The sequence below is a fragment of the Vibrio sp. JPW-9-11-11 genome (assembly GCF_013369335.1).
Taxonomy (GTDB): Bacteria; Pseudomonadota; Gammaproteobacteria; order Enterobacterales; family Vibrionaceae; genus Vibrio.
Map to the genome: position 1 here is coordinate 453,623 of NZ_SZQJ01000004.1, position 17,738 is coordinate 471,360.

Below are 17,738 nucleotides of genomic sequence, written 5' to 3' on the forward strand. Positions count from 1 at the left end.
CGAGTTGACCGGAGTAGTAGACTTTTTCTTTCCAAAAAAGTGGGTAATAGACACTCAGTCCTCCTTGCAAACCCGCCAGGTCACTCGTGGTAATATCTCATCATTGTTTTTATTGAATGCTTAATTTTAGTTAAATAGGTGTTTAAGCTCGATTTGGTCGCTTCACTAGTAAGATAAAGCATAGGCTTTGATGATTTGAGACGCTCAAACATAGGCTAAATTTCGATTGTCGTAGACAAATCCACTTAAAATTGATCTATTTCAAAATCTAGCCAACTCTAACGGTTATAGTAACACCTGTCATCTAGTCGGTGTTTACACTGACAAGTTGAGCAAGATGACACTTCCTTTTGAAGGCTGACTTTACTTTCTCCTAATCAGGAAACTGATTATTTCAATTGGCGTAAGTTAATTGCTTTATACATTCCAACCACACAGTTCTGTGTGGTTTTTTTTTGCCTGCTTTTCCTGTTTAGACATAAATTATCTGACATGCCTGCTGACCTTGCTACTTGATAGTGGTAAGGGGAATCTGGCGTAAGTCACGTTTATTCAAACGAGCGTTTGATTGCATTAACATTCTCGTTACAATGAGCCTGGTCAGACCTCTAATAAATTAAGGAGCAACAATGGGCAAGCAGGAAGTGAAAACTCGCTCAGGAGAACGTGTCGCGATTGTCGCTGGTTTGCGAACGCCGTTTGCACGTCAAAGTACAGAATTTAGCCAAGTTCCAGCAGTTGATCTCGGCAAAATGGTCGTGAGCGATATGCTTGCTCGCACAGAGATCGATCCTAAGTTGATAGAGCAAGTGGTGTTTGGCCAAGTGGTTCAAATGCCTGAGGCGCCAAATATTGCACGCGAAATTGTGTTGGGTACAGGCATGCACATTCATACCGATGCCTACAGTGTGACACGAGCCTGTGCCACCAGTTTTCAGTCGGCGGTGAATGTCGCTGAGAGCATCATGGCGGGAACGATTGATATTGGGATCGCAGGTGGTGCGGATTCTTCTTCTGTGTTACCGATTGGGGTATCAAAAAAGTTGGCGGCGAATCTGCTGGCACTCAGTAAAACCAAAACAGTCGGACAAAAACTAAAAATACTCAAAACCCTGTCCCTCAAAGATTTGATGCCTGTTCCGCCGGCAGTTGCTGAGTACTCGACTGGGCTATCAATGGGTCAAACTGCAGAGCAGATGGCTAAGTCTCATGGGATTACACGTCAAGCGCAAGATGAACTGGCGCATCGCTCGCACACTCTGGCGGCTCAAGCTTGGCGAGAGGGGAAAATTGAAGGAGAGGTCATGACGGCGTTTCCTGAACCCTACAAAAAATGGATTAGTAAAGACAACAATGTTCGCGAAGACTCAACCATCGAGGGATACGCGAAACTGCGACCAGCCTTTGACCGGCAATACGGCAGCGTAACCGCTGCAAACAGTACCCCGCTGACCGACGGTGCGGCAGCGATAATGTTGATGCGTGAAGGTAAGGCGAAAGAGTTAGGCTTAGACATCATGGGCTATATTCGCTCTTACGCGTTCTCTGCGATTGGCGTTGAGAGCGATATGCTGATGGGCCCATCGTACGCGACACCAATTGCGCTCGACAGAGCTGGCATCGCGCTTGCCGATTTAACTTTGATCGATATGCATGAAGCGTTTGCAGCGCAAACACTCTCCAATGTCAAAATGTTCGCTAGCGATAAGTTTGCGCAAGAGAAACTGGGGCGTTCGAAAGGCATCGGTGAGATTGATATGGATAAGTTCAATGTATTAGGGGGCTCGATTGCTTATGGACACCCATTTGCCGCGACTGGGGCTCGGATGATCACTCAAACGTTGAGAGAACTTAAACGTAGAGGCGGTGGTTTGGCATTGAATACCGCTTGTGCAGCAGGTGGTTTGGGCGCAGCAATGGTATTGGAGGTTGAATAATGAGCGAGCAAACAGCATTTAAACTATCAATTGACGAACAGAATATCGCTTGGCTATCCATTGACGTGCCTGGGGAAAAAATGAACACACTCCAAGCGGCGTTTGCTGAGGAGATGGAGGCCATTTTTACTCAATTAGCCGAGCATAAATCGAGCCTTAAGGGGCTAATTTTACACTCTCTTAAGCCAGATAACTTTGTTGCAGGTGCAGACGTGCGTATGCTGGATGCCTGCACCAGCGCGAAAGAAGCGCAAGCACTGGCAGAGAAAGGCCAGCAGATGTTCCAACAGTTAGCAGATCTTCCTTACCCAGTGGTTGCTGCGATTCATGGGCCGTGTTTAGGCGGTGGGTTGGAGCTTGCGCTGGCATGTGATTATCGTGTGTGTACTGATTCAGACAAAACGCGCTTGGGCCTACCCGAAGTGCAATTGGGTTTATTACCCGGCTCTGGTGGCACGCAGCGCTTACCTCGTTTGATTGGTCTGCTCCCGTCGTTGGATATGATCTTAACTGGTAAACAGCTACGAGCTAAAAAGGCCAAAAAGTTGGGTGTGGTCGATCAAGTGGTCCCACATACTATTTTACTCGATGTTGCGAAAAATCTGGTAGAGAAGCAGAGCGGCAGTAAGAAAGCTAAGCGAAAAGTGTCGACCAAGGAAAAACTGATCGCCAACACTGGCTTGGGGCGTAAAGTCATTTTTGAACAGGCGACGAAGAAAACTCGCGAGAAAACACGTGGTAACTATCCGGCCGCTGATGCGATTCTTGACGTGATACGCTTTGGTCTTGAGAAAGGGTTTGAAAAGGGCCAACAAAAAGAGGCTGAGCGTTTTGGTGAACTGGTGATGACACCAGAATCGAAAGCGCTGCGTTCGATTTTCTTCGCGACCACCGAGATGAAGAAAGAACACGGTAGCGATGCTGAGCCCAAAACGGTTTCTCGTACCGCTGTACTAGGTGGAGGATTAATGGGCGCAGGCATCAGTCACGTGAGTGTTGCCAAAGCGAAAGTCCCTGTTCGCATTAAAGATGTCAGTAATGACGGTGTACTGAATGCGCTCAAGTACAATTACAAGCTGTTCGACAAACAGAGAAAGCGCCGCATCCTTTCTAAGGCTCAACTGCAAAATAAAATGTTGCAACTGTCGGGCGGAACCGATTTTACCAGCTTTAATCATACCGACATGGTGATTGAAGCCGTGTTTGAAGATCTTACTCTAAAACAGCAGATGGTGGCCGATGTTGAAAAACATGCTAAGCCAAGCACGATATTCGCGACCAATACTTCGTCGCTGCCTATTCATCAGATAGCAGAAAAGGCGCAGCGTCCGGAGAACGTTGTGGGCTTGCACTATTTTAGTCCGGTCGAGAAAATGCCTTTAGTTGAAGTGATCCCGCACCAAGGCACGTCGGATGAAACCATTTCAACCGCGGTCGAGTTTGCGCGTAAGCAAGGCAAAACGCCAATCGTAGTAAAAGATTGTGCCGGCTTTTACGTGAACCGTATCTTGGCGCCTTACATGAACGAGGCGGCACAAGTGTTGATGTCCGGTGAACCTATCGAGCAGCTTGATACCGCACTGCTCAACTTCGGTTTTCCAGTAGGCCCTATAACTTTGCTTGATGAAGTCGGCGTGGATATTGGCGCTAAGATTATGCCTATTCTAGTGGCGGAACTGGGCGAGCGGTTCCAAGGGCCGGATGTGTTCGATAAGTTGCTCAATGACAACCGCAAAGGTCGTAAGAGCGGCAAAGGCTTTTACACCTATAAAGGCAAAAAGAAACAAGTCGATAAGTCGGTGTACAAGTTATTAGGTTTATCGCCTGAGTCGAAAATGGCCGAAAAAGAGGTAGCGATGCGTTGTGTGTTACCTATGTTAAACGAAGCGGTACGTTGTCTCGATGAAGGCATCATTCGCAGTCCACGTGATGGCGACATTGGCGCTATCTTTGGTATTGGCTTCCCGCCATTCCTCGGTGGGCCGTTCCGTTACATGGATCAGATTGGCACTAAACAGCTCGTCGAAATCATGAACGAGCATGCGCAGAAATATGGCGATCGCTTTGCACCCTGTGATGGTCTATTGACCCGTGCTGGCATGGATGCGCGTTTCTATTCTTGAGCGTAGCTTAGCAACTGGCGAACCGAATGGTTCGCCTTTTTTGTTGATGAGAGTTATTATCAATAACAAACAACTCTAATTTGCTCAAAAGGACAATAAATGGACGCTTTAGATCTATTGCTCAATCGCCGCTCAATCGCGAAACTCTCCGAGCCAGCGCCAGAAGGTAAGGCGCTAGAAAACATCATTCGTGCAGGTTTGCGCGCTCCGGATCATGCGGGGTTGACGCCATGGCGGTTTGTTATTTCTCAAGGAGAAGGCTTAAACAAGCTTTCTAACATTCTCGTTCAAGCTGCAAAAGCTGACGATAGCGAAGAGAGTGTGATTGAGAAACTAAAGAACGCCCCGTTTCGTGCCCCTATGGTGATTACGGTAATTGCGAAAGTGACGCCTCACGATAAAGTGCCGGCTTTTGAGCAACACCTTTCTGCTGGCTGTGCCGTACAAGCGATGCAGATGGCCGCTGTGGCTCAAGGCTTTCAAGCGTTTTGGCGCTCGGGTAAATGGATGTTCCACCCCCATGTTCACCAGGCATTTAATCTTACAGGCGAAGATCAAATAGTGGGCTTTCTCTACCTAGGTACACCAGGCTGCACGCCGATGAAAGTACCGGAGCGCGATCTGAGTCAGTTTGTCGAATACTTATAAAACGAAAGAGCTTGGTATGACACCAAGCTCTTTTTGCTAATGAATGTTGTAGGCAATCACAAAGTCAATAAACAACCGCACCTTCTCTGGCAGGTGATCTTTGTGGTTATAGAGCATATAAATATCTCTAGGGTTAGCGCTCCAGTCCTCCAATACCCTAACTAGGCTGCCATCGTCAATGTACTCTTTAATCATCACATCGGGCATGAGGGTTATCCCAAGTCCGTCAGAACAAGCGCTACGTACAACATTGAGCGTATTGGCTTGAAAGCGCCCTTTATCATTGTTGATCACCGTTTCACCACTATTGTTTGAGAGCTGCCACTTCAACAGCGGTGCGCCTTTGACAAGTGAATGCTGATGGAGCTGCTCGGCGTGCTTTGGAGCAGGATGATTCTTAAGATATTCAGGGCTCGCAACGAGTATATCGGCAACAGAGCTGATCTTACGCGCGATAAGGCTTGAGTCACGTTGTGGGCCGACACGGAAAATAACGTCCCACTCGGTAGGGTCGAGCTGGTCCGCGTGGTTGCTGGTGGTCAGTTCGATATTAATGTCTGGATACTGTTTCATAAACGCATTGAACATCGGCATCATCATACGCTTGGTTAAGTTTGATGGTGAGTTGATGCGAATTTTACCAGCCGCCCCACGACACTCGTCGCTGATTTCTTCTGCGGCGCTAGTTAAACGGTTGAGTAGTGGCGAGCACTCATTATAAAAACGTTCCCCAGCTTCAGTAAGGGATAGCTTACGCGCATGGCGGTTAAGCAGTCGCAGGTTAAGAGACTCCTCCAAAGCTTGAATTCGTCGCGTGATAGTGGCGACTGGTATCATGGTTTTACGGGAAGTTGCGGTATAACTCCCATTTTCTACCACTAATCTAAACAGGTTGAGATCATCTAATTTCATTGCGCTAGACACATACTTTTACGATTTTGATTAATTTATCGTTATATCACACGTCAAAGCTTGAGTGACATCAACAACTTTGGCGAAAATTGATATTCCATACATATAGTATGCAACCTAGATCAAAAGTGGAAGATTTGTATAAATCGCCTTTCGAGGCTACTTTTAAAGAGCGTTTTAACTACAAATAACAATAATAATACGAGCAGTCGTTGTTTTTAGGTGTGAGGCGAAGATGTATGCATAAAACAATTGAAGTTGGGACTAGCCAGACGCCCTCGGTTTCCGCTGGTCAAAAAATGATTATGCTGGTAGATGACGACCCAATCTTTCGTCGTATCACCTCAGGCTTTCTCTCTGCACAAGGCTACCAAGTGGTAGAAGCTCAAGATGGGCTCGACGGCTTAAAAAAGCTCCGCTGTAATGCCCCTGACCTTATTTTGTGTGATCTCTCAATGCCCATTCTTGATGGCATAGAGTTTGTCGAAGAGGTGAGCTTAGAGTATCCGTCATTACCCATGATTGTCGTGTCGGCGACAGATGAAATCTCGGACGTGGCAAAAGCACTCAGGTATGGCATTAAAGATTTTCTGGCCAAACCGATCAGCAACCATCAACACCTAGCGTGTGCGATAGAAAATACGCTCGATGATTCAGACAATCATCTAAGTGATCAAAGAGATTTCTCTAGCCAATGGTTTCGTATCGACAGTGGTGATGTGCCAGAAGAGCAGGAACTGCATTGGCACTTGGAGTATCTCGAAGATAACCCTAGTGCGGCCAAAGATCTGCTACATGCCTTATTACCCGACAAGGATACGGCGCAAGGAGATTGGAAGTGTAGTTATCGCCTATTGCAATCCACCGATGTGATGCCGTTAGTGTTCGATTACGCTTGGCTGATGAACGGGCAGTTTGCTTTTTACTTGGTCGACTCGGCCAGTGAGGGTGCACATGGCGCGGCAACGACGCTACTGGTACGTGCCTTATTCCATGACTACTTGCGCAATCTCAAATCGTTTAACGCTGATCTAAAAGACCTAGCGGCTCTGCTGGAGAAAGGAATCAAATGCTCCGATTGCAGTACACCAGTCAGAGCCCTGTTTGGGGTCGCCGACCTCTCTGAAGGGACGTTGGATTTGCTACCTGCTGGGCTGGATGCGCAATGGGCCAATGGCTATTTTTCCCAGCACATTTCTGCTGGTCTGTTATTGGGTGAGAACTGCATGAAGAATTTCATGACGACCGATTTGTCCATCCAGTCTGCCTGTCAGCTTACACTGAGCTGTTTGGGATCCAGTAGCTTTAGCCTAGATATTTATCGCGGCAATAAAGCGTAATTGCACTTCTATTAACATTTCTATAAAGACCCTAATTTTACTCGGTGTTTGTCGCCGAGTGATTAGGGTATAGTCCGCCACAAACAAAAATAGCCCATTTCGTTAACATCTAGATAATGATGCGGGCGACCGTTTCGTCACCTTTATATTTAGAGAAGCAAGCTCATGGCAGACAAAGATTTTAAAGAACCTTATAATATCTTCTACTTTCTTGGATTCATCGCAGTATTGTTAATCCCGACGTTACCTGCGACGCTCACTTGGATTCGTGTATTCAACGGTTATACGGGTTTCTAAACACGTCATCGATAGGAGCATACCATCATCATTCGGCGAGTTTTTCTCAATATGGTTGGTGTGCTCAGTCTAGCTTTAGGCATTCTGGGCATTTTTCTGCCTCTTCTCCCCACCACTCCTTTTGTCATTTTAGCCAGTGCATGCTTCATGCGCAGCAGTCCGACATTTCATTTCTGGCTTCATCAACATCGGGTCTTTGGGCCAATGCTTGATAATTGGCACCAACACCGCGCCGTGACACGCAAAGTGAAAACCCGTGGCGCACTCTGTATGTTATTCAGTTTTGCCTTTTCTATTTGGGTGGTGCCTCATGACTGGTTAAAGATTATGCTAGCTGTAATGTTAGTGATCATGCTGATCTGGTTTATTCGTTTACCTGTGATTGAGTACCTTGCCGATAGCGAAGAAAATCACTAAGATTGCTGGGAAGTGTGCCCGCTTTTATAGTGGGCGTTTGTTTTTTAGGCACAGCAAACCTGGGTATCCGTAGCGATTGACTGCCGCAGGTAAGGTTGTGCTGGTACTATGCTAACCCTCTCTTGTGTTGAGTTGGCTTATTGAAGTAAAGAATTATGACCACTGAAACTATTGCACAGATCAAATCTAGCATCAAAAGCATTCCAGACTACCCAAAACCAGGCATTCTATTTCGTGATGTCACCAGTTTGATGGAAGATGCTCAAGCTTACCAAGCGACTATCCAACTTTTGGTAGACCGATACAAAGCGATGGGCTTTACCAAAATTGTCGGTACTGAAGCGCGAGGTTTCCTATTTGGTGCGCCTTTAGCATTAGAGCTTGGAGTTGGATTTGTTCCAGTACGCAAACCTGGTAAGTTGCCGCGCCAGACCGTCGCTCAGTCGTACGAGCTTGAGTATGGTACTGATACGTTGGAGATCCATGTCGATGCAATCAGCGAAGGCGATAAAGTGTTGGTTGTGGATGATTTGCTCGCGACAGGTGGCACGATTGAAGCGACCACTAAGCTGATTCGTCAACTAGGCGGTGTCGTCGAGCACGCAGCATTTGTGATTAACCTTCCTGAAATCGGTGGTGACAAGCGTCTTGAGGGCTTGGGGCTCAACGTTTACAGCATTTGTGAGTTTGAAGGTCACTAATCGGCTAGGTTATTTATGGGTACAGTTTCATGAGTTATCTTGCTTTAGCACGTAAATGGCGACCAACCAAATTTGATGAAGTGGTGGGTCAATCACATGTATTGACCGCGCTTGAAAATGCGCTCGCACAAAATCGCCTTCACCATGCTTACTTGTTTAGCGGAACCCGAGGGGTAGGGAAAACAACCATAGGGCGACTATTCGCCAAGGGGCTAAACTGTGAAACGGGCATTACTGCGACCCCTTGTGGTGTATGCGATACCTGTCAAGAAATCGATCAAGGACGCTTTGTTGATCTGCTTGAAATCGATGCCGCATCGCGGACTAAGGTCGAAGATACCCGTGAGTTACTTGATAACGTTCAATACAAACCAGCGCGTGGACGCTTTAAGGTTTACTTGATCGACGAAGTACACATGCTCTCGCGTCATAGCTTCAACGCGTTATTGAAAACGCTCGAAGAGCCGCCTGAGTATGTGAAGTTTTTGCTCGCAACCACCGATCCCCAGAAACTACCTGTGACGATTTTGTCTCGTTGTTTGCAGTTTCACCTCAAACCCATCAGTGTCGATACGATTCACGAACAACTGGATCATATCCTCGCAAAAGAGCAGGTTGACTCAGAGACGCGCGCACTTGGGATGATTGCCCATGCGGCCGATGGTAGTATGCGCGACGCGCTTAGTTTGACCGATCAAGCCATTGCGCTCGGGAATGGACACGTATTGGCTGACAGTGTGACCCATATGTTAGGCACATTGGATACCGACCAAGCGCTACATTTGTTGGAGTCAATCAGTTCTAAACAGCCTCAAACGGCGATGGCTAGCATCGCTGCGTTAGCGAACAATGGCGTCGAGTGGGATGGGTTACTGCAGCAGCTTGCTAGCCAGTTACATCGTATCGCGATGTATCAAGCGTTGCCTGCCACGCTCGACACCGCGCAGCCCGACGCAGAAAAAATAGAGCTGTTAAGCCGCGCTCTATCGCCACAAGATGTCCAGCTTTATTACCAAATTGCACTCAAAGGTCGTCAAGATTTGCCTTTGGCGCCTTCAGAGCGAGTCGGACTAGAGATGGTCGTATTGCGAATGTTGGCGTTTCGCCCTGAGCAACCGCAAGCTAACCTGATTTCGACTCATCCAAAGGCACAGCCGACTTCTGCGCCTGCTGCTGAGAATGCGGTGCAAAAAACGCCTCAACCCGAGTCCACAGAGATGCCGCAGCAGCCTAGCTATAATAGGCCTGATGACATGCCTGAGCCTCCGCCCTACGAAGGGCCAGAGTATCAGTCGGCGCCTCCGAGCGAGTCGTACCCGTCGTCACCGATGGCCCAACCAGAACCAACACCTCAGGCCAGCGATGTTCGTGTGAGCTCCTCCCTAGGTGGTTTGCGCCATCAACTACGTTCTCAGCGTAAAGGCTTAAACCCGACTCAGGGCAACTCGCCAAAAAAGGCTAGTGCGGCACCTGCAAAAAATGAATCTGTTCTTGAGCGTGTGGCGCAAAAACACCCAGGATCGGCGCAGGTGTCGTCTCTATCTCCAGTTTCACAAACGGCTGCGGCCCCAGAGAAAGATGAACCGTATCAGTGGAAGCCGACTCAACCCGTCGTCGAAAAGCCGATATCGCAACTCACGCCTTCGATATTAAAAAAGGCGCTAGAGCATGAGAAAACGCCAGAAATGGCGCAAAAACTGATTGATGAGAGTTTAAAGCTCGATGAGTGGGCGCAACTGATTAGCCAACTTAATACCGCCAAGCTCACGGAGCAATTGGCACTCAACTCTAGCTTTCAACGCAATGGCAATACCATCGCGCTGACACTGCGACCATCACAAGCGCACTTAAATACAGATAAAGCGCAGAGCGAGCTTTTGCAGGAGCTGAACAGAGTATTAGAGGATGAGTGTTATCTGAGTGTGGAAGTGGGTGAAGCGGGAGAGACGCCACTCGAGCTAAGAGACAGACTATACCAAGGGCGATTAGAGCAGGCGTTTACCAGCTTGGAATCTGACCCTCATGTGCAGTTTATTGAGCGACGCTTTGCCGCGCAGCTCGATAAAGAGAGCATTCGACCGATTTAACCTTATTGGGGTTGAACTTAACGGGTTTGACCCCATCTAAATAACGAAACAAGCGAAATAACCAGAGAGATAAACATGTTTGGTAAAGGCGGTATGGGCAACTTAATGAAGCAAGCCCAGCAGATGCAAGATCGTATGCAAAAGCTTCAAGAAGAAATCGCAAATATGGAAGTCACCGGCGAGTCTGGTGCAGGCCTTGTGAAAGTGACGATCACAGGTAGTCATAGTGTGCGCCGCGTTGAAATCGACGAGAGCTTGATGGAAGACGACAAAGAGATGCTAGAAGACTTGATCGCAGCCGCGTTTAATGATGCTGCGCGTCGTGTCGAGGAAACTCAAAAAGAGAAAATGGCGGGCGTAACCGGTGGCATGCAACTACCGCCAGGCATGAAGATGCCGTTTTAATTGAGTAATCATTAATGCGCACCAGTCACATGCTGGAGCAATTGATGGAGGCCTTACGTTGTCTACCTGGGGTGGGTCCTAAGTCGGCACAACGTATGGCCTTTCATTTGTTACAGCGAGATAGAAAAGGCGGTCTTCAGTTAGCTGACGCTCTTAGTCAAGCGATGACAGAAATTGGTCATTGTAATGAGTGTCGTACCTTTACTGAAGAAGAGACATGCCACATTTGTACCAATCCAAAGCGGCAAGAAAATGGTCAAATATGCGTGGTAGAAAGCCCTGCGGATATCGCGGCTGTCGAAGCGACGGGGCAATACTCTGGTCGCTATTTTGTGTTGATGGGGCACTTGTCGCCCCTCGATGGCATAGGACCAAGTGATATTGGTTTGGACGTGTTAGATTATCGCTTACGTCATGGTGATATTAGTGAAGTGATCTTGGCAACGAACCCGACCGTTGAGGGCGAAGCTACGGCCCATTATATTGCCGAGCTTTGCCGAGAGCATCAGGTTCAAGCCAGTCGTATTGCTCATGGTGTACCGGTCGGAGGGGAGTTGGAGTTGGTCGATGGCACAACGCTATCTCATTCGCTGTTAGGTCGACAAAAACTTTAGCAATAAAGCAACAGTATAGTTAAAGGCGATGCCACTCGGCATCGCCTTTTTTATTAGCGCAAAACTAAACCGGATACTAGAGGTAAACTCGGTACAAATTCAAACGTATCGCCACCTAAATTAATTGTTTCAATGAACTGGGCGAATTGCCGTGAGGACTGGCTATGTTCGGCTCCTATGACCTTAAACTGAACATCACTTAGCGCGTTGTTTTCTGCTACTAGTACACAATCAGATTCTAAGGCAGAGCCGGCAAGACAAAGGCGGATGCGGCGCGGGGTCAGCTTGGTCAATAAGGAGAGAAACGCTTGGTCGTCAAAGGCACCGCTTTGACTAAAATCCAGTTGGATCTCTTGACTCGATGACAGATGCTTTAGCGCTGTGGCAAGCTTTAATGACAGTTCCTGACTGGTTAAGGTATTGAGCCTGTTGAAGTGAATCGTACCGATACCGTTGCTTTGGGACCATACGACTGAATCCGAGTTTGACTCTGTATTCGCCACATCGATGGATAAGCTGTCTAGCTCAAGTTGATCATTATTCAGTTCGCTTAGCATGCTTAAAACGAGATCTTGCCACTGTTCATCTGATGTTATTTGATCGGCCTTTAGTAAATATGGTTGATATAGGGCTTGCCACTCGTCCTCTATCAAAGGGTACCGGGCTGGGTCATTTGCTACGGTGTTCCACATCAAGTTGTAGTCATCATTGTACGATAAACTGCTACGGGCAACCGCCACTTCTGCGCTTTGTGTCAACACAATATTGACGCTATCGGTATTGGTTCTCCCTCCACTGTCTTTAACATACAGTTTAAACACGTAACTGCCGGTAGACGTTGGGTTGAGTATCGTTGCGGTAAGTGTGTCAGCGTTAAGAATGGTAAGCGCTGTTGGACCCGCTGTCTGCGTCCACTTGGTTTCTTTAATTGAGTAGACATTCTTAGGGTATGTTTTTGCCGAGCCCGTTAAGGTGATTTTATTTTGAGGTAAGGTATAGACTTTGTCGCTACCTGCATTCACGGTTGGCTTGGTGTACTTTTCAGCATCGCCGATATCATCATCGCATCCAGAAATAGCGATGACCGCGACCAGTATCAGAGTTTGAATAAACGTCGACATACAGATTCCTCGCTTAGATTAGAAGTGGTAGCTCATGCCAGTGGAGAGAAATAAGTTCTCGCTGCTATAGAAGTTGATATCCGAGTCTTTGGTTTGATACCCCGCCATAACATTCAGGTCGGTGTTGGGCAGATTCAATGGGCTGTGGTAGCTGTAAACAGAAAAGAGCCCCACGCTTCGATAGTCTTGTTTTCGGTCAAATTGAGGGTTCTCGCGATCAAACTCTGCTCGACTGCCCCGCAACGTGGTAGTGAAAGAGTGTCGAGTGAGATGAATAACAACGGCAATTTGGCCACTGATTTCAGCAAAAGAGTGAGCATCACCTGTGGCGTTTCTTTGCGTGTAATACATACCTGGTGAAAAAGTTACTGTTTGGCCAAAGGGAAGCGCGAGATCGGCGCCAAAGCGGTGATAGTCGCTATCACGCAAAAGCTGCGAACGTTGAGGCTGCGACAGGGGCTGCGATAAGCCAATGTCGTCTTTATCCACTTCGCTTTTCGCATAGGCGTACTTTAATGAAACAGATAAAGGGCCAAACAGATCCCAAGCGAATCGGACACCGGATACGCTTTGATCGCTAGCGCTTCTCGACACCCCCGTTAAGTAGGGATCGCGCCAAACTTCATCTTGGCCGGGTACACTGCCAAACAGAGCGCCGGTAATCGCACTGTTTCGGCCGAGCTTTTGACTCATGCCAAGTTCTGCTTGAAAGTTGGCTTCAGTGACTTGGTCTTCACTGTTACCCAAAAAGATCACGGTGTCACCAAAGCTGTACTGAAGTCTTCCAAGTAGCATCGGGGAGGCTTGATTAATCGTTTTTCCTTTATTGTTTAAGTTTGCTGTGATGGCATTGTCATCGTGGGTATTGTGTTGAGATTGGCTTTGGCTGTAGGCGCCATTCAAACTGAGCACACCACTGAATCCAGGCGTGAACGGGTCAGTTTGGGCGTGCACGTTGAGGGAAAGCAGCGTAGTGACGGACGCACCGAGCAGTGCGACGAAAGATAAACAGTTGTGCATGTGAATTCCTTTTTAGAGTGACGAGCTTGACTCACTCCAAACATACATTCACGCGAACCATTATTCGTTGGCAATATATGGACGAATTGTGTCCGATTTGGTCACAATGGCCGATGGGGTCTCCGGTGTGCCTCTCGCAGGCCAAGTCAGCGTAAACTGTGCGCCGCCCAATGTAGAGCAAGAGACTATCGCACTGCCTTGATGCCACTGCATGACTTGGCGAACGATTGCCAAGCCTAGGCCATGACCTTTGTCGCTGCTCCGCTCTTGGTTGTCGAGCTGAGTAAAGGGCTCGAAGACTTTGTCATGTTCATGTACGGGAATTCCAGGTCCATCGTCTTCAATGAGGATTCGGTAAAAGTGCGACTCTTTAGCAAAAGAAATCATAATCTTGTGATTGGCGAAGCGACTTGCATTGGTCAATAGGTTCTTCACCGCGCGCATCAAGCCTGCTTTATCAATAAACAGCTTATGATTGCGTAGGTCGGGTGAACAATAGAACCTGACTTCGAGCTCTGAATGTTCAAGGCAGAAATAGTCGACTTCTTTCGCCAAATCATCAGCAAGGCAACATGATGAAAATTGAGTGATGTCCGCAATTCGGCTGTAGCGAGACAGTAAAAGATTTTGGTTTATCAAGTGGTCTAAGTCGTCGATGCTGGATTGAATCGTATTGTGGTACTTGTTTTTTTGCACCTCTGATAGAGATTCATCTTCAAGCATTTCCAAGGCAAACCTCAGTCGATATAGCGGTGTACGCAAGTCATGGGCAACAGCGTTGGTCAGCTCTCGTTGGCCAGCAATCAATCTCTCGATATTGTCTGCCATGGTGTTGAATGACGTGCTTAGTTGAGACACGACAGATAAACGCGATGCTTTAGCTCGTTTAGAAAGCACCCCTTTACCAAATTCGTTGGCAGTTTGCACCAATCGTTTGAGGTCACGCCACAAGGGAAATACCCATAGCACTAAGGCGAGAGAAATGATCAAAAAGAACAGCCCGCCAATGGCGGAAGTCAGTTTCATTTGGGTTCGCTGCGACATGTCGTCTTGAATGTGCAGCCAGATATTCTTTTCAACAGGGGCGAGAAGTTCGACCTGTCCATGTGAATTAAGGTAACTGACGATATCATCGGAAGCACCTTCTACGGCCTTAAGGCCACTGGGAGAAAGGTCACTGAGCGTTTTTAAGCTGATTTGAAACGGTATGCGGTTATTTTTTTCTGCTAAATCCTGTTGCCACTGTGCTTTGGGCAGAGCGCGCAGTTGTTCTGAAGCCAGATAGAGGGTGCCTCTGGCCTGATTTAGAACGGCGAGTTCGGTAGACTCGTTGAGGGCGAAATATATCAGATAGTCACTTGAGCCGACACGCTTGAGAAGGGCCATAGGGTCGCCAAACAAAAAAGCAGTGTCATCACGCTCGATGGCCTCCATTATCTCGATATTGTCTTGATAGGTGTCTATCAGCTCTAACCTAAGCGGATAAGCAAAGTGTGCGGAATACGAACGGATAATGTCTTGCCATTGATTTTGTGGGGCCACGAGCAACTTGTCGGTCAGGATGTCGAAACTAACGGTGTAGATTTGCTTGTAAAACTGCTCAGAGATAGATTCATTTAAGCGCTGGATCGGGTTAAATGATGTGGGGAGAATCAATAGGATAATTGGGGCGAAGACCGCTAACCAAAGAATAAAGAACGCCCGGATCATCTCAATGTCTCCAGATCAGAAACACATAACTGATAGCCGATTCCTCGCACGGTTTTAATTAAGGTGGGCTCTTGAGGATCATCGCTAAGCGTCCGTCGTAAGCGAGAGATGCGCCTATCAATCGACCTGTCCAATCCATCATATTCAAACCCTCGGATTGATTGAGCAATCTCATCACGAGAAACCACTTGGCCAGCCCTCGTCGCCAGTAAGTGAAGGAGATCAAACTCGGAAGTGGTGAGTTTGATCGCCTGATGGTTGACCATAACTGCGCGATGTTGGAGGTTTATAGTGAGACGACCGAGCTTCATTTCATGGTCGTTAGGCTCGCTCGATTGACGCTCTTGGCGACGGAGCAGCGCGCGAAGACGTGATAAAAGTAGCCGCGGTTTAATTTGTTTGACCACATAGTCATCCGCCCCAAGTTCAAGCCCCATCACTTGGTCAATGTCGTCATCGAGCGCGGTTTGCATCAAGATCATACCGCGATACTTTGATCGTATGGCGCGGCAAACGTCCATACCATTTTGGCCAGGTAACATGACGTCGAGAATAACCAAATCAGGTTGAGTAGAGAGAATGGTCTCAACGGCTGTGATGCCATCTGAGATAACGTCCACGCGAAACTCGTGGTTGTGCAGAAAGTCTCTAATTAAGTCAGCGAGCTCGAGGTCGTCTTCAACGAGTGTGATCGAATAAATGGTATCTGTAGCCATCACTCAATAAACCGGAAATGAATAATAGCAAACTATAACTCACTCCTATCGATTGCAATGTGACGATTTGTGACGTGAACAAAAAGTTGTGACGCATTCACGAAAAACAGCCAGGTGGTGTGTTGTTAAGCGGCTTCTAAAGAGTGTACTTACGTTGAGCGCTCTAGAACGGCAATATTAATCAGTGCCTGCTGGTTAGATGAACCACATACGACCGGACAAGGCTTAAATTCATGGCACACCTTCGGCCGATCTGGCTTGCCAAACAATTGGCATAAATTGTCATCGTTAAGTTGTATGCACCTCTCCCCAGCAGGTTTACCGTTGGGCATACCAGGAATAGCAGAAGAGATACTCGGTGCGATACAGCAAGCGCCGCAGCCTAATCGACAGTCCATCTACATACACCTCTAATAGAAACTCGTGGTATTGTAACAAAATGTGAGCTTTGTATCATTACGATTATAACGTTGCGAATACTTTCTATGGCTTAAATACAGTATGTCTGAGAGCTTGAACAAGTTCATTACGCTCGAGTTGAGCGTTAATCAATTTTTTAGGGTCACTAATCGAGTTAGAAGTTAAACTGGTATAGTGCTCAAAGTCGACATGCCTTCCGTTAAGTACAAGTTCAATATGTAAGTGGGGACCCGTTGTCCTTCCGCTATTTCCAGAACGCCCTATTTGTTGTCCTTGTAATACCTGGTCTCCGGTTGCTACCTCTCGTTGAGATAGATGAAGGTATCTGGATATCGCGCCATCTGCGTGCTGAATATTTATATAATGACCTGCGAAACGATTATAGCGAGATCTAACGACTCGCCCATCAGCAACGCTATAAATGGGGGTACCAATAGGAACGGCGTAATCTGTTCCCAGATGAGGTGTAATTCGTTTAGTTATTGGATGTTTACGCTTAAGATTAAACTCGGAGCTTACTTTGTGGAAGGTATTTAGAGGGTGCCTATAGAGAAGAGGATCATTAACTTTAGCACCAAATTCATTCAGCGCACCGTTATCACTATCTGCTCGTATAAAAAAGTCATTTCCACTGCCGGAGTAGTAAAAAGAACGGATATTTCTTTCATTATATCTATTGTTTTCAAGTTTAATTGAAAATCGATCCCCTTTTCTAACAGCGCCTACAATATCAAAATTGTTCCCTATTAACTTCAATAGTGAATTTATCTCTCTTTTAGATAGTCCTACATTAATCATTGAAGTGATAAATGAGTAGTCAATAGAGCCTGTTACGATAACATTTTTTTTAGCGATCTTATGAGGTGCTGTTTCTGCTTCTTGGGGGACGTCTATTTCATTGCTAGCGGCCGGGAACTGATTCTCCGGAGTAAGAATAATGTGGGTAATGGACACTCCGAACACCATCGCTACAGCTATGATAAAGAGTGCTAGAGATAAATTATTAGCGCCATTTCTAAATATGAGACTAGTCATTGACTTGGAGAAGATTCGTAGAGGTCAAGTTGATGGGAAGTATAATATTTTGAAAAAAAACATACACTCTGTTAGACCTAATTAATGTGTTTTGACTAATTAAATAATTATAGATACTGAATTAAGGTCATTTTGCATGTGAGATTTAACTATTGAACTAGTTTTTACGTCTGTTTTTATGGTTATTATGCCACGTTGAGATATTTTTTGACGATAATATAATCGCGGGAAAATA

Annotated in this window: 17 protein-coding genes; 10 read left to right on the forward strand and 7 right to left on the reverse strand. The window is 46.8% G+C overall.

The annotated features are described in order from the left end of the window. The first annotated feature begins 629 nt into the window (after nt 1–629). The 3 genes from fadI (at nt 630) to FCU94_RS04680 (ending at nt 4,708) form a co-directional block, all read left to right on the forward strand. The gene (gene fadI / locus FCU94_RS04670; protein WP_176287375.1) at nt 630–1,937 is read left to right on the forward strand and encodes an acetyl-CoA C-acyltransferase FadI; all 1,308 of its coding nucleotides are present in this window, start codon (nt 630–632) and stop codon (nt 1,935–1,937) included. Then, on the forward strand, nt 1,937–4,060 hold the full coding sequence (gene fadJ, locus FCU94_RS04675) for a fatty acid oxidation complex subunit alpha FadJ (RefSeq protein WP_176287376.1): 2,124 nt from the start codon (nt 1,937–1,939) through the stop codon (nt 4,058–4,060). The genes fadI and fadJ overlap by 1 nt, the downstream gene beginning before the upstream one ends. Before the next feature lie 99 nt (nt 4,061–4,159). Continuing rightward, on the forward strand, nt 4,160–4,708 hold the full coding sequence (locus tag FCU94_RS04680) for an NAD(P)H nitroreductase (protein ID WP_176287377.1): 549 nt from the start codon (nt 4,160–4,162) through the stop codon (nt 4,706–4,708). A 36-nt stretch (nt 4,709–4,744) separates the two neighbouring features. On the opposite strand, the gene FCU94_RS04685 is transcribed toward FCU94_RS04680, so the two are convergent. Continuing rightward, nucleotides 4,745–5,620: a LysR family transcriptional regulator gene (locus FCU94_RS04685; RefSeq protein ID WP_176287378.1), complete on the reverse strand. Its 876-nt coding sequence runs from the start codon at nt 5,618–5,620 to the stop codon at nt 4,745–4,747. A gap of 239 nt (nt 5,621–5,859) precedes the next feature. Between FCU94_RS04685 and FCU94_RS04690 the strand changes: the two genes are divergently transcribed. The 7 genes from FCU94_RS04690 to recR all read left to right on the forward strand — a co-directional run bounded on the left by FCU94_RS04690 (nt 5,860) and on the right by recR (nt 11,481). Continuing rightward, nucleotides 5,860–6,960, forward strand: coding sequence for a response regulator (locus tag FCU94_RS04690; protein ID WP_176287379.1), 1,101 nt, complete (start codon nt 5,860–5,862; stop codon nt 6,958–6,960). 165 nt (nt 6,961–7,125) lie between these two features. Further along, nucleotides 7,126–7,257, forward strand: a complete 132-nt coding sequence (locus tag FCU94_RS19280; RefSeq protein WP_255199225.1) for a hypothetical protein — start codon at nt 7,126–7,128, stop codon at nt 7,255–7,257. 24 nt (nt 7,258–7,281) lie between these two features. Next, complete coding sequence (locus FCU94_RS04695; protein WP_369597233.1) at nt 7,282–7,674, forward strand: YbaN family protein; 393 nt, start codon at nt 7,282–7,284, stop codon at nt 7,672–7,674. A 155-nt stretch (nt 7,675–7,829) separates the two neighbouring features. After that, on the forward strand, nt 7,830–8,375 hold the full coding sequence (gene apt, locus FCU94_RS04700; RefSeq protein WP_176287381.1) for an adenine phosphoribosyltransferase: 546 nt from the start codon (nt 7,830–7,832) through the stop codon (nt 8,373–8,375). 29 nt (nt 8,376–8,404) lie between these two features. Continuing rightward, nucleotides 8,405–10,462, forward strand: coding sequence for a DNA polymerase III subunit gamma/tau (dnaX, locus tag FCU94_RS04705; RefSeq protein ID WP_176287382.1), 2,058 nt, complete (start codon nt 8,405–8,407; stop codon nt 10,460–10,462). A 75-nt stretch (nt 10,463–10,537) separates the two neighbouring features. Then, entirely contained in the window at nt 10,538–10,867 is a 330-nt protein-coding gene (locus FCU94_RS04710; RefSeq protein WP_004413339.1) for a YbaB/EbfC family nucleoid-associated protein, read from the forward strand. Nucleotides 10,868–10,881: 14 nt separating this feature from the next. Next, nucleotides 10,882–11,481 (forward strand): recombination mediator RecR, encoded by a 600-nt coding sequence (gene recR / locus FCU94_RS04715; protein ID WP_176287383.1) that lies wholly within the window; start codon nt 10,882–10,884, stop codon nt 11,479–11,481. A 53-nt stretch (nt 11,482–11,534) separates the two neighbouring features. Here the strand turns inward: recR and FCU94_RS04720 are convergent, their stop codons facing one another. The 6 genes from FCU94_RS04720 to FCU94_RS04745 all read right to left on the reverse strand — a co-directional run bounded on the left by FCU94_RS04720 (nt 11,535) and on the right by FCU94_RS04745 (nt 17,503). Then, entirely contained in the window at nt 11,535–12,602 is a 1,068-nt protein-coding gene (locus FCU94_RS04720) for a PKD domain-containing protein (protein WP_176287384.1), read from the reverse strand. Nucleotides 12,603–12,620: 18 nt separating this feature from the next. Continuing rightward, nucleotides 12,621–13,622 carry a DUF2860 family protein gene (locus FCU94_RS04725; RefSeq protein ID WP_176287385.1) on the reverse strand — a complete coding sequence of 334 codons (1,002 nt, stop codon included), beginning with the start codon at nt 13,620–13,622 and terminating at the stop codon, nt 12,621–12,623. Nucleotides 13,623–13,682: 60 nt separating this feature from the next. Further along, entirely contained in the window at nt 13,683–15,332 is a 1,650-nt protein-coding gene (locus FCU94_RS04730; protein WP_176287386.1) for an ATP-binding protein, read from the reverse strand. Further along, nucleotides 15,329–16,048: a winged helix-turn-helix domain-containing protein gene (locus FCU94_RS04735; protein ID WP_176287387.1), complete on the reverse strand. Its 720-nt coding sequence runs from the start codon at nt 16,046–16,048 to the stop codon at nt 15,329–15,331. Before FCU94_RS04735 ends, FCU94_RS04730 begins: the two co-directional genes overlap by 4 nt. Before the next feature lie 149 nt (nt 16,049–16,197). Then, on the reverse strand, nt 16,198–16,446 hold the full coding sequence (locus tag FCU94_RS04740) for a YkgJ family cysteine cluster protein (RefSeq protein WP_176287388.1): 249 nt from the start codon (nt 16,444–16,446) through the stop codon (nt 16,198–16,200). An 85-nt stretch (nt 16,447–16,531) separates the two neighbouring features. Further along, a complete protein-coding gene (locus FCU94_RS04745) occupies nt 16,532–17,503 on the reverse strand; it encodes a peptidoglycan DD-metalloendopeptidase family protein (protein ID WP_176287389.1) in 972 nt (323 codons plus the stop codon). Nucleotides 17,504–17,738 lie beyond the last annotated feature (235 nt).